Below are 12,410 nucleotides of genomic sequence, written 5' to 3' on the forward strand. Positions count from 1 at the left end.
GTGCCGCCGACGGTGAACGGGCGGCCACCCCGTGTTGTCGACAGCGGCCCGCGTCCAGCCAGGGAAGAACGACGCAACTCACCGAGCACCCACGGCCGAAGTACCGGCCCGTTTCCGACGAAGTTCCCAGGGCCTCGCTACAGCCCCACGATCTTGTTCCACCGCTTCGCGAACTCCACCCGCTCCGTCGACTTGATGTCCCGGGCGATCGCCAGGCGGCTGCGCATCGCGGTGTCCGGGAAGATCAGCGGGTTGTCGGCGAGGGCCGCGGTGTCCTTGTCCTTGGAGGCCGCGAGGACCTCCCTGGCCGCCGGGACCGGGCAGACGTAGTTGACCCACGCGGCGAGCTCCGCGGCGACCTCGGGCTCGTAGTAGTAGTCCACCAGCCGCTCGGCGTTCGCCTTGTGGCGGGCGCGATTGGGGATCATCAGGGAGTCCGACCAGAGCTCCGCGCCCTCCTCGGGGACGACGAAGCGGATGTCGGGGTTGTCGGCCTGGAGCTGGATGACATCGCCGGAGTACGCCTGGCAGGCCAGTACGTCCCCGCTGACCAGGTCCTTGGTGTAGTCGTTGCCGGTGAAGCGGCGGATCTGGCCCCGGTGGACCTCCTTCTCCACCTGGTCGCAGACCCGGTGGAAGTCGTCGGCCGTCCACCTGGTGATGTCCACGCCATTGCCCTGCATGAGCAGCGCGAACGCCTCGTCCAGGCCGGACAGGAGGGTCACCCGGCCCTTCAGGTCGCTCGCCCAGAAGTCGGAGACATGCCGGATCTCGCGGCCCAGCTTGCGGCGGTTGTACGCGATGCCGGTGATGCCGGACTGCCACGGCACCGTGAACCTGCGGCCGGGGTCGAAGGCCGGCGAGCGCAGGAGCGGGTCGAGGTACTTCGCCACGGCGGGCTGCCGGGCGCGGTCCATCTTCTGCACCCAGCCCAGCCGCACGAACCGCGCGCACATCCAGTCGCTGACGACGATCAGGTCGCGGCCCGTCGACTGGTGGTTCATCAACGACGGGCTGATCTTGCCGAAGAACTCGTCGTTGTCGTTGATCTCCTCGATGTAGTCGACGGATATCCCGGTGCGCTTCCCGAAGGCCTCGAGCGTGGGCCGCTTGTTCGGGTCGTCGTCGTCCGTATCGATGTAGAGGGGCCAGTTCGCCCAGGTCAGCTTCTTGTCCTTGGCGGACAGATCGGCTACGGCACGGTCGCCGGGCTTCACGTACGCGGCGGGCACCCCGCAGCCGGCGAGGGCGCCGAGCGCGACGGCGCCGCCCAGCGCGCGCAGCAGGGAGCGGCGGGAGAGCGCGGGCGTGTGAGAAGGAGTCTGGGGCACCCTGGCAGGATGCCCTCCCTGCCTGTGGGCGGACAATCGACGGTGCGTCGAGCGTGCCCGGGTGTAACCGACACCTTGTCGATACGATCAGGTGCCCACGCGGGGTGGAGGGCCGACCGGAGGCAGGCTCACCTCCACGGTCAGCCCGCCGTGCGGATGCGTCCGGGCCCGCACGCGGCCGCCGTGTGCGGAGACGACGGCCGCCACGACGGACATGCCAAGACCCATTCCGTCCCTGGTCCGCACCCGCTCCGCGCCCAGCCGCTTGAACGGCTGGAAGAGGCCAGCGGCCTGGTCGGCGGGGATCATCGGCCCGCTGTTGGCGATCCGCAGACCGGCCCCTCCGGCCGCGTCCACGCCGGTCCAGACGGTGACCCAACTGCCTTCCCCTACCGGGAGGTTGTGCCGTACCGCATTGTCGGCGAGGTTGACCACCACGCGCTCCAGCAGCTGTGGATCGCCCAGCGCAGGAGCGGAGTCGAGCCGCGCCTCCACCCGCGGGCCTCCGGTGGGCAGCCGCTCCTTGACCAGCTCCGCCAGGTCGACGTGCTCCCACCGCTCCAGTCCCCGCTGGCTGCGGGCCAGCGTCAGCAGCGTGTCGATCAGCCGCTCCTGCTCCTGCCCGGCCGCCCGCACCCGCAGCAGGGCGGCCCGCAGGGCGCCGACGGAGGCGTCCGGGTCGGCGAGGGTGACGTCCACGAGGGTCTGCTGGAGGGTGAGCGGGCTGCGCAGTTCGTGCGAGGCGTTGGCGACGAACTGCTTCTGCGCCTCGAACGCGCCCTCCAGGCGGGCCAGTACATCGTCGAAGGTGTCCGCCATCGCCTTCAGCTCGTCGACGGGACCGGGCACCGCGAGCCGTTCGTGCAGGTTGTCGGCGGAGATCCGGCGGGCGGCGGCCGTCATCGTGCGCAGCGGTGACAGCACCCGCCCGGCCATCAGCCGGCCGAGGGCGACCGAGGTCAGCGCCATCACCCCGAGCGCGATCGCGCCCTGGACGAGCAGTTGGTGCAACTGGTCCTGGCGGAGGGCCTCGACGACCGCGCTGACGGTCGGTTCGGTCAGCGCCCCGGTGCCGGCCTCCGGCGGCGCCGGTGCCCCGATCGAGGAGACGGGCCGGCTCAGCGTCGACCGGGCGGCGAGGACGTAGACGACGGCCAGCAGCAGGGCGCCCGCCACCACGAACAGGGCGCTGTAGAGCAGGGTCAGACGCCAGCGGATGCTCCGTGGGAACAGGTTCACGGTATGCGGTACCCGGCCCGGTCGACCGTCTCGATCGGCTGCGGTTCGCCCAGTTTGCGGCGCAGCCTGCTGACCGTCACCTTCACGGTCTGGCTGAAGGGATCGGCGGCCTCGTCCCATGCCCGCTCCAGCAGTTCCTCGGTGGAGACGACGGTCCCCTGCGCGGCCAGCAGCAGCTCCAGTACTGCGAACTCCTTGGGGCTGAGCGGCAGTCGGAGGCCGGACCGGGTCGCCTCGCGGCGCGCCGGGTCGAGCCGGAGTTCGCCGCGTACCAGGACCGGGGGCAGCGCCGGTTGCGCACGACGCCCCAACGCCCGTATCCGCGCGACGAGTTCGACGAACGCGAACGGCTTGGGCAGATAGTCGTCGGCGCCGAGACCGAGCCCCGCGACCCGGTCGGCCACCGTCCCGGAGGCGGTGACCATCAGCACCCGGGCCCGGCTGCCGCCCGCCGCCAGCGTCCGGCACACCTGGTCGCCGTGGAGTCCGGGCAGGTCGCGGTCGAGTACGACGACGTCGTAGCCGTTGATCTCGGCGCGCTCCAGGGCGGTCGGGCCGTCGAGGGCGACATCGACCGCCATGCCCTCTTGGCGCAGCCCGGTGGCGATCAGTCCGGCGAGCTCTTCGTGGTCCTCGACCACCAGCACACGCATGGCTGCGAGTGTGTCCGGAGGGTGGTTACGCGGCTGTAAGGAGGGCCGTTCCGCCGCTGTAACCGCCGAAGCGGTTCGGTGGGTGGCGTCAGCAGCTCCGCCCCACACAGGAGGAATCCATGCGTGCTCCGGCGACCAGGTCGCAGCGGCTCGCCTTCGGCCTCGCCGCCATGACGGCCGTCGCGCTCGGCACGGTCTGCGCGTCGGCCGCGCAGGCCACCGGCACGTCGACCGGTGTCTCGGCCGCGCGGGCCATCACGCTGTCGGCCGGTGCGCCGGAACCCGGCGAGGGCGCCGGTTTCGCGGTGGCCTACAAGCCGACCTCGCAGGCGCCCGGCGACATCGACACCGCCAACTCGAAGTTCGCCGCGTGCATGCGCGGGCACGGCCAGGACCGCTATCCGGACTTCCACGCGCCGAAGGACGAGGGCCGCGCGCGGCTGCGGGTGGAACTGAAGGCGGGCAAGGGCTTCGACCCGGCCTCCCACGCCTACCGGGACGCCCTGGACACCTGCGCGCCGATCCTGGAGAAGACAGGTGTCACCTTCCCCGAGGTCCCCGACCTGCCGCCGGTGCCCGAGCACCCGGGCAAGGACGGCGGGCCCTCCCTCGTCGCGCGCCCCGCGACCGTCTGACCAGCGCGGAGGGGGAACACCGCGACCCCGGACGGGCTGTCCTCCGTCCGGGGCCGTGGGCTGGTGGCGTCAGCCGTCCAGTGACGTCATGACGTGCTTGATGCGGGTGTAGTCGTCGAAGCCGTAACCCGACAGGTCCTTGCCGTAGCCGGACTTCTTGAAGCCGCCGTGCGGCATCTCGGCGACCAGCGGGATGTGGGTGTTGATCCACACACAGCCGAAGTCGAGCTTCTTGGACATCCGCATGGCGCGGCCGTGGTCCTTGGTCCAGACGGAGGAGGCGAGGGCGTACTCGACGCCGTTGGCCCACTCGACGGCCTGGTCCTCGTCGGTGAAGGACTGGACGGTGATGACCGGGCCGAAGACCTCGTTCTGGACGATCTCGTCGTCCTGCCGCAGCCCGGAGACGACGGTCGGGGCGTAGAAGTAGCCCTTGTCGCCGACCTGGTGGCCGCCCGCCTCGACCTTGGCGTGGGCGGGGAGGCGCTCGATGAAGCCGGTGACCTGCTTGAGCTGGTTCGGGTTGTTCAGCGGGCCGAAGAGCACGTCCTCGTCGTCCGGCTGCCCGGTCCTGGTATCGGCGGCGGCCTTGGCGAGCGCGGCGACGAACTCGTCGTGGATGGACTCCTGGACGAGGACGCGGGTGGCGGCCGTGCAGTCCTGGCCGGCGTTGAAGAAGCCCGCCACGGAGATGTCCTCGACGGCCTTGGCGATGTCGGTGTCGTCGAAGACGACGACCGGCGCCTTGCCGCCCAGCTCCAGGTGGACGCGCTTGACGTCCTTGGCCGCGGACTCGGCGACCGACATGCCCGCGCGGACCGAGCCGGTGATGGAGGCCATCGCGGGGGTCGGGTGCTCGACCATCTGGCGGCCCGTCTCACGGTCGCCGCAGATCACGTTGAAGACGCCCTTGGGCAGGATCGAGCCGAGGATCTCGGCGATCAGGACCGTGGAAGCCGGGGTGGTGTCCGAGGGCTTCAGGACGACGGTGTTGCCCGCGGCGATCGCCGGGGCGAACTTCCACACGGCCATCATCATCGGGTAGTTCCACGGGGCGACCTGGGCGCAGACGCCGACCGGCTCGCGGCGGATGATGGAGGTCATCCCCTCCATGTACTCGCCGGCGCTCCGCCCCTCCAGCATGCGGGCGGCGCCCGCGAAGAAGCGGATCTGGTCGATCATCGGCGGGATCTCCTCGGAGCGGGTCAGCCCGGTCGGCTTGCCCGTGTTCTCCACCTCGGCCGCGATCAATTCCTCGGCGCGCTCCTCGAACGCGTCCGCGATCTTCAGGAGGGCCTTCTGCCGCTCCGCGGGCGTCGTGTCGCGCCAGGCGGGGAAGGCCGCGGCGGCGGCCGCCATAGCGGCGTCCACGTCCGCCTGTCCCGACAGTGGCGCGGTCGCGTACGCCTCGCCCGTCGCGGGGTTGACCACCTCGGTGGTCCGTCCGTCGGCGGCGTCCCGGAACTCACCGTCAATGTAGTTCCGTAGTGTGCGCAGCCCACGCAGCTCGGTGCTCACTGCCGGCCTCCTGATCAGGTTCAAGCTGTCCAATCGCTGAGACACCCACCCTAGTCCGCAGTCCCACGTTTTCAACACCCCCATCGCCGCCACTTCTGCGAAATCCGCAGTACTGGGTCACGCAAACAACGAATTTCATCGATGCGGCCTTGCGGAAGTGTCGAGACGTCGTGCACAGTGAGCTTCGTGGCCAGTCGAAGCGCAGACCAGAGGGACTCGCCCCGCGAGTCCAGGAACGGCAACCACCAGCTGGATGCCGTCTCCCTCGCCATCATTCAGCAGCTCCAGGAGGACGGCCGCCGTCCGTACGCCGCCATCGGCAAGGCCGTGGGCCTGTCCGAGGCGGCCGTGCGCCAGCGGGTCCAGAAGCTGCTGGACCAGGGCGTGATGCAGATCGTCGCCGTCACGGACCCGCTCACCGTGGGGTTCCGGCGGCAGGCGATGGTGGGTATCAACGTCGTGGGCGATGTCGAGTCGATCGCGGAAGCGCTGACTGACATGTCGGAAGTCGAGTACGTGGTGATGACCGCGGGCTCGTTCGACATCCTCGCCGAGATCGTCTGCGAGGACGACGACCACCTGCTGGACGTCATCAACAAACGCATCCGGGCGCTGCCCGGTGTGCGCTCCACCGAGAGCTTCGTCTACCTCAAGCTCAAGAAGCAGACCTATATGTGGGGAACCCGATAACCGTGAGCTCAAAGGACCTCAGCAAGACCGCGTACGACCACCTGTGGATGCACTTCACCCGCATGTCCTCGTACGAGAACTCGCCCGTTCCCACCATCGTCCGTGGTGAGGGCACCTACATCTACGACGACAAGGGCAAGCGCTACCTGGACGGTCTTGCGGGTCTGTTCGTGGTCCAGGCCGGTCACGGCCGCACGGAGCTCGCCGAGACCGCCTTCAAGCAGGCCCAGGAGCTGGCGTTCTTCCCGGTGTGGTCCTACGCCCACCCCAAGGCCGTGGAGCTGGCCGAGCGCATCGCCGACTATGCCCCCGGCGACCTGAACAAGGTCTTCTTCACCACCGGCGGGGGCGAGGCGGTCGAGACCGCCTGGAAGCTGGCCAAGCAGTACTTCAAGCTCACCGGCAAGCCGACCAAGTACAAGGTCATCTCCCGCGCGGTCGCCTACCACGGCACCCCCCAGGGCGCCCTGTCCATCACCGGCCTGCCGGGCCTGAAGGCCCCCTTCGAGCCGCTGGTGCCGGGTGCGCACAAGGTCCCGAACACCAACATCTACCGCGCCCCGATCTTCGGCGACGACCCCGAGGCCTTCGGCCGCTGGGCCGCCGACCAGATAGAGCAGCAGATCCTCTTCGAGGGCCCCGACACCGTCGCCGCGGTCTTCCTGGAGCCGGTGCAGAACGCCGGCGGCTGCTTCCCGCCCCCGCCCGGCTACTTCCAGCGGGTCCGCGAGATCTGCGACAAGTACGACGTGCTGCTCGTGTCGGACGAGGTCATCTGTGCCTTCGGCCGCCTGGGCACGATGTTCGCCTGTGACAAGTTCGGCTACGTGCCGGACATGATCACCTGCGCCAAGGGCATGACCTCGGGCTACTCCCCGATCGGCGCCTGCGTGGTCTCCGACCGCATCGCCGAGCCGTTCTACAAGGGCGACAACACCTTCCTGCACGGCTACACCTTCGGCGGCCACCCGGTCTCCGCGGCCGTGGGCCTGGCCAACCTGGACCTGTTCGAGCGCGAGGGCATCAACCAGCACGTCCTCGACAACGAGTCCGCGTTCCTGTCCACCCTGCAGAAGCTGCACGACCTGCCGATCGTCGGCGACGTCCGCGGCAACGGCTTCTTCTACGGCATCGAGCTCGTCAAGGACAAGGCGACGAAGGAGTCCTTCAACGAGGAGGAGACCGAGCGCGTCCTGTACGGCTTCCTCTCCAAGGCGCTCTTCGAGAACGGCCTGTACTGCCGTGCCGACGACCGTGGTGACCCGGTCGTCCAGCTCGCCCCGCCGCTGATCTCCAACCAGGACACGTTCGACGAGATCGAGCAGATCCTGCGCGCGACGCTCACGGAGGCGTGGACGAAGCTCTGATCATCCGCCTGGATGATCAACGCGGCCCCGGTGCCGTCCGTTCGAGTGAGAACGGACGCCCGGGGCCGTGTGCTGTCCGGCCTCCCGCCGGGACCTGCCTAGCGTGCCAGTGACCGATCGGCCCGGCTTTCGTTCCCCCGGAAGGCCCTATCGTCATATTCCCGTCGCCCGTCCGGAGGGCAGGCGGGCGTGCGACGACGGGGCCTCACGGGGATCGGGCACGGGAAAACGGATCAGAACCGAGGTGTACGCCATGGAGGCCCCGCCGGACAACGACGTGCTCTGGGCACGCTCCCTGCACTACCGACACCCCGACGGCTCGCCCGCGCTCGCCGGCGTCTCGCTCGGCGTGCGGGAGGGCGAGATCCTCGCCGTCAGCGGCCCGCGCGGCAGCGGCAAGACCACCTTGCTGCGCTGTCTGTCCGGCCTGGTGCCGGCGCAGCACGGCGAGGTCTGGTTCAACAGCGTGCCGGTGCACACCATGGGCCCCGTCGGCCGCGAGCGGCTGCGCCGGGACCGCTTCGGCTGGATCGATCCGGCACCGCTGCTCATCCCCGAGCTGAACGTCTGGGAGAACGCGGCCCTGCCCTTGATGCTGCGCGGCACCAGCCGCCGCCGGGCCAAGACCGCCGCCTTGGAGTGGCTGGAGCGCCTCGACATCGGCGACAAGTCGCGCAGGCGCCCGCACGAACTGCACCAGGCCGAACGGCAGCGTGCCTCGATCGCCCGGGCTCTGGCCCCCGCCCCGTCCGTTCTGTTCGCCGACGAGCCGACGGCGCCGCTGCACCGCGCCGACCGCTCCCATGTCCTGCGCACGCTGATGACGGCGGCCCGCTCGCACGGCATCACGGTGGTGCTGGCCACGCACGACTCCGAGACCGCGGCCCTGGCCGATCGCACGGTGTCACTGCTGGACGGGCGGCGCGTGAGCACCGTGCATCTGCCTCCGGCCCCCGATACGGAAGGCCGAGCCGCGTGCTCGCTCTCCGTCTGACGCGGGTCGCCCACCCCGCGGTCCAGCTGCGCCGCCTCCTCGTGGCCACGGCCGCCGCGGGCACCGGCTTCCTGCTCCTGGCCGCCCTCGGCTACGCGCTGAGCCACCCCGATGACCCCGCCGCCCCCGCCGCCGGGTCCCTGCGCCTGGCCTGGTGCGCGCTGCCCCTGGCCGCAACGGTGTACCTCGCGGTCGCCGTCGCCCGCACCGACCCCGGCACGAAACCGCGCCCCGGCCTCTCGGCCCTCGGCCTGGGGCCGTCCCGACTGATGGCGATCTCGGCGCTCACGACGGCCCTGTCCTGCGCGCTGGGCTCGATGCTGGCGCTGCTGTTCTTCCTCCATCTGCGCGGCGACCTCACCGGTATGCCCTTCGACGGCGCCGCGGCGGAGTTCCTGGCGGCGGGCGAGCCCCTCCCGCTGCCGGCCACGCTCACCCTGCTCGCGCTGGTACCGGGGATCGCGTCCGCGGCGGTGGCCTGCACCCTGCGCCCCCGGGACGCCCGTCCCGCGGCCGGCGGCGCCCCTCGCAGGGGCGGCCGCTTCGGGTCGTACGGCCACGCGGCATCACGGGAGACGTTCGGGGCGTACGGCCGTTTCGGCACCCGCCTGAGGATCGGCGGCGGCCGACCCGCCCGGGACACCGAGGCGGACGCGCACCCGGAACCAGGCGTCCCGGCACCGGCGGACGGCGGCTCGCACGACCCGGACCACGAGACCGATCCCCACAGCGCGGCGCCACACGCCCCGTGCTGGACCGGCACCCTCGCTCCCGGCCCCCAGGGCTCCCCGGCCGGCCTCCCCTGGGGCTTCGCCGTCCTCGCCGCCGGCCTCGCCGTCGAGGCCTACACGAGCCGCTCCGGCCCCGTGGCCCTCCCCGGCGACGCCGTCGCCGGCACCGCCGGAGTACTGGCCGGCTGGGCCCTCGCGGTCCTGGGCCTGATCCTGGCCGCCCCGGGACTCACCCACCTGTGCGGCCGCCTGCTGCAGGCTGCGCGCCCGGGAGCGCTCCGCCTCCTCGCCGGCCGTGTCCTCATGGCGGAGGCCACCCGCATCGGCCGCCCCCTGGGCGTGGTCTGCGCGGCCGCGTCGGGCACGTACGCCATGACCACGCTGTACGGCGGCGCCGCAGCGTCCTTCTTCGGCCCGCTGACCGTCCTCGGCACCCTCCTGGTCACCGGCTGCACCGTGGCCACCCTGCTCACGGCGGCCGTGGAGGCCAGGCAGTCCCGCGCCGACACCACCGCCGCCCTGCTCCGCCTCGGCGCCCCCTCGCGCATGCTGCGCAGCGCCGCCGCCCTGCGCGCGGGCGCCCTGCTGGCCCTCTTCGCCCCGCTCGCGCTGGTGACCGCGCAGCTGGCGGCGCTCCCGCTGGCCCGCTGAGAATCCGCGGAAAAAAGTCCACGGACCGCCGATGATTTCTCCGGCGGCCCGGTGTCTACCCCTGCGAACGGCACGAACCCGAGGGAGAGACGGCATGTACCAGCAGATGATCTTCGTGAACCTGGCCACCAGCGACGTCGACGCCGCGAAGAAGTTCTTCACGGAGCTCGGCTACTCGATCAACCCGCAGTTCAGCACCGACGACTGCGCCTGCGTCGTGATCAGCGACACGATCGTCGCGATGCTGCTGAGCAAGCAGCGCTACGCCGACTTCACGAAGAAGGAGATCGCCGACTCGACGAAGACCAGCGAGGTGCTGATCTGTCTGAGCGCCGAGAGCCGCGAGAAGGTCGACGAGCTGGTCGACAAGGCGATCGCGGCCGGCGGCTCGGCGACCGGCGAGACCCAGGACCAGGGCTTCATGTACGGCCGCGCCTTCGACGACCTCGACGGCCACACCTGGGAGGTCATGTGGATGGACCCGGCCGCGGTGCAGGGCTGACGGGGTACCGGCCCGCCGGTCCGAACTCCTGTGCCAGCATGGGCGGGTGCATTCGACACCTGCCCAGCCCAACCGCGCCGCCCACGACCACGAGATCGAGTCGCTCGCCGAGTTCGACGAGGTCGTCGCCGAACTCGGCTCGCTCGCCCGGTTCCGTGTCCAGGCCGTAGATCTGACGGACCGCACGGACGCCCTGCTCTCCGTCGACGCCGCCGGGGCCGTCTTCCTCGGCTGTCCGATGGACCCCGAGGCCGCCGCCCGGGTGCGTGCGACGGGCGCGCTGGTGTTCCCGCCCGTGCCCGATCTCCCCTTCGACCCGTACCGGGGGTTCGTCTACTCCCCCGACGAGCTGTTCGAGTCGCTCGACAAGGGGTACGAGGCGACTCCGGACGCCCGCGCCTACGGCTGGTTCCAGCGGACCAAGGCCGACGGGGACGTGTTCGCCTCCATGCTGCGCGCGGTCCACGACGACGCCGTCTCCGACGCGCTCGACGAACTCCTCGTGGACACGCGGGTGGTGGGCGTCATGGGCGGACACGCCATGGCCCGCGGCACGCAGGCCTACGACGGCGCCGCCCGCCTCGGACGCGAGCTGGCCCGCGCCGGCCTCACGGTGGCCACCGGCGGCGGACCGGGCGCGATGGAGGCGGCGAACCTCGGCGCGTACGCCGCCCCGTTCGACGACGGGATGCTGACCGATTCGCTGCAACTCCTCGCCAAGGCACCGTCGTTCCGGCCGTCCGTCACCGACTGGGCCCGCGCCGCCTTCGAGGTGCGCGACCGCTGGCCGGGCGGTGGCAGCTCCGTGGGCATCCCCACCTGGTTCTACGGCCACGAACCGCCCAACGCCTTCGCCGCGCACATCGCCAAGTACTTCGCCAACTCCGTCCGCGAGGAGGGCCTGCTGGCCCGTTCCAACGCGGGCGTGGTGTTCCTGCCGGGCGCGGCCGGGACCGTACAGGAGATATTCGACAACGCCACTCCCAACTACTACGAGTCACGGGGCGAGCCCACGCCGATGGTGCTGGTGGACCGGTCGCACTGGACGGAGCGGCTGCCGACCTGGCCGTTGCTGCAGGCGCTCGCCAGGGAACGGCGGATGGAGGCCAGAATCGCCCTTGTTGACCGGATCGAGGAGGCTCCGGAAGCGTTGAAACGTCTCGGCGGTTAATGAGCGGGCAAAGTCAACACCTGTAGGCGGCATATGCATTGACACTACTGATGGAGCGCTTATAAACCTGTGAGTCTCCTGGGGTAATGGAGCCTCACCTCCTCATTGCTTCATCTGCCCCTCAGCCCCCCGCAGTTGTGCAATCCGTAAAGGACAAACGTGTCCATAACTCGCCGCAGTGCACGTTCCGTGCGCATCCTGGGTGTCGCCTCCGCTTCCGCCGCGCTGGTACTGGGCGTCGCCAACACCGCGCTCGCGTGCGACATCAGTGAGTTCTCCGCCGAAGCGACCTGTGACGGCTCCAAGGGCGTCATCGTCGTCACCGACAAGGACGCCTCCGGTACCCCGGCCGTCATCACGGTGTTCCTGGAGAACAACGGCGCCGACGCGAAGAAGGTCGGCAAGCCGGAAGAGGTCAAGGGCTCCAAGGAAGGCACCACGGTCAGCTTCTCCGAGGACTGGAAGCCGAACGCGACGTACCGCATCCACGTCAAGGCCGGCAACAAGGTCAACGCGGACATCAAGCCGAACCTGACCACCCCGTCCACGGCCTGCAAGACCGAGGACACCCCCACCCCGACCCCGTCGGCCACCCCGTCGCCGTCGAAGTCCACCCCGGCCGAGTCGGACTCCCCGACCCCCTCGGCCTCTCAGAGCACCAGCACCGCCCCGGCGGAGACCTCGAGCAACGCGCCGTCCCCGGCGGCCGGTGACTCGAACCTCGCCGAGACCGGTGCGAACTCCAACACCGGTCTGATCGCCGGCATCGCGGCCGCCCTGGTCGTCGTCGGTGGCGGTGCCGTGTTCTTCGGCATGCGCCGTCGTGGGGCGAACAACGGTCGCTGAGCCTCACTTCCGTACACCGTCGTGGGCCCGCCCCCCCACACCCCGGGGCGCGCCCCCCCCCGTGAGCCCAAACAGGTCTTGA

Annotated in this window: 12 protein-coding genes; 8 read left to right on the forward strand and 4 right to left on the reverse strand. The window is 70.6% G+C overall.

What is annotated here, in order from left to right:
* Positions 1 to 137: 137 nt before the first annotated feature.
* From Q8A52_RS32115 to Q8A52_RS32125, 3 genes are all read right to left on the reverse strand, one after another.
* Positions 138 to 1,331, reverse strand: a complete 1,194-nt coding sequence (locus Q8A52_RS32115; protein ID WP_316757827.1) for an ABC transporter substrate-binding protein — start codon at positions 1,329 to 1,331, stop codon at positions 138 to 140.
* Between the two features lie 87 nt (positions 1,332 to 1,418).
* The gene (locus Q8A52_RS32120; RefSeq protein ID WP_316757829.1) at positions 1,419 to 2,570 is read right to left on the reverse strand and encodes a sensor histidine kinase; all 1,152 of its coding nucleotides are present in this window, start codon (positions 2,568 to 2,570) and stop codon (positions 1,419 to 1,421) included.
* The gene (locus tag Q8A52_RS32125; protein WP_316757831.1) at positions 2,567 to 3,223 is read right to left on the reverse strand and encodes a response regulator transcription factor; all 657 of its coding nucleotides are present in this window, start codon (positions 3,221 to 3,223) and stop codon (positions 2,567 to 2,569) included. The genes Q8A52_RS32120 and Q8A52_RS32125 overlap by 4 nt, the downstream gene beginning before the upstream one ends.
* A 119-nt stretch (positions 3,224 to 3,342) precedes the next feature.
* On the opposite strand from Q8A52_RS32125, the gene Q8A52_RS32130 reads away from it, so the two are divergent.
* Positions 3,343 to 3,858, forward strand: coding sequence for a hypothetical protein (locus Q8A52_RS32130; protein ID WP_316757833.1), 516 nt, complete (start codon positions 3,343 to 3,345; stop codon positions 3,856 to 3,858).
* Positions 3,859 to 3,927: 69 nt separating this feature from the next.
* Here the strand turns inward: Q8A52_RS32130 and Q8A52_RS32135 are convergent, their stop codons facing one another.
* Positions 3,928 to 5,376 (reverse strand): gamma-aminobutyraldehyde dehydrogenase, encoded by a 1,449-nt coding sequence (locus Q8A52_RS32135; protein WP_316757835.1) that lies wholly within the window; start codon positions 5,374 to 5,376, stop codon positions 3,928 to 3,930.
* A 141-nt stretch (positions 5,377 to 5,517) separates the two neighbouring features.
* Here Q8A52_RS32135 and Q8A52_RS32140 point away from each other — a divergent pair, with 141 nt between their 5' ends.
* The 7 genes from Q8A52_RS32140 to Q8A52_RS32170 all read left to right on the forward strand — a co-directional run bounded on the left by Q8A52_RS32140 (position 5,518) and on the right by Q8A52_RS32170 (position 12,328).
* Positions 5,518 to 6,066 carry an Lrp/AsnC family transcriptional regulator gene (locus Q8A52_RS32140; protein WP_316757837.1) on the forward strand — a complete coding sequence of 183 codons (549 nt, stop codon included), beginning with the start codon at positions 5,518 to 5,520 and terminating at the stop codon, positions 6,064 to 6,066.
* On the forward strand, positions 6,051 to 7,433 hold the full coding sequence (locus Q8A52_RS32145; protein WP_316757839.1) for an aspartate aminotransferase family protein: 1,383 nt from the start codon (positions 6,051 to 6,053) through the stop codon (positions 7,431 to 7,433). Before Q8A52_RS32140 ends, Q8A52_RS32145 begins: the two co-directional genes overlap by 16 nt.
* A gap of 253 nt (positions 7,434 to 7,686) precedes the next feature.
* On the forward strand, positions 7,687 to 8,427 hold the full coding sequence (locus Q8A52_RS32150; protein WP_316757841.1) for an ABC transporter ATP-binding protein: 741 nt from the start codon (positions 7,687 to 7,689) through the stop codon (positions 8,425 to 8,427).
* The gene (locus Q8A52_RS32155; protein ID WP_316757843.1) at positions 8,409 to 9,809 is read left to right on the forward strand and encodes a hypothetical protein; all 1,401 of its coding nucleotides are present in this window, start codon (positions 8,409 to 8,411) and stop codon (positions 9,807 to 9,809) included. Before Q8A52_RS32150 ends, Q8A52_RS32155 begins: the two co-directional genes overlap by 19 nt.
* 94 nt (positions 9,810 to 9,903) lie before the next feature.
* Positions 9,904 to 10,311, forward strand: a complete 408-nt coding sequence (locus Q8A52_RS32160; protein WP_316757844.1) for a VOC family protein — start codon at positions 9,904 to 9,906, stop codon at positions 10,309 to 10,311.
* A 46-nt stretch (positions 10,312 to 10,357) separates the two neighbouring features.
* A complete protein-coding gene (locus Q8A52_RS32165) occupies positions 10,358 to 11,482 on the forward strand; it encodes an LOG family protein (RefSeq protein ID WP_316757846.1) in 1,125 nt (374 codons plus the stop codon).
* Positions 11,483 to 11,641: 159 nt separating this feature from the next.
* The gene (locus tag Q8A52_RS32170) at positions 11,642 to 12,328 is read left to right on the forward strand and encodes an LAETG motif-containing sortase-dependent surface protein (protein ID WP_316757848.1); all 687 of its coding nucleotides are present in this window, start codon (positions 11,642 to 11,644) and stop codon (positions 12,326 to 12,328) included.
* Positions 12,329 to 12,410 lie beyond the last annotated feature (82 nt).

The sequence above is a fragment of the Streptomyces herbicida genome (assembly GCF_032656585.1).
In the GTDB taxonomy this organism is placed as follows: domain Bacteria; phylum Actinomycetota; class Actinomycetes; order Streptomycetales; family Streptomycetaceae; genus Streptomyces; species Streptomyces herbicida.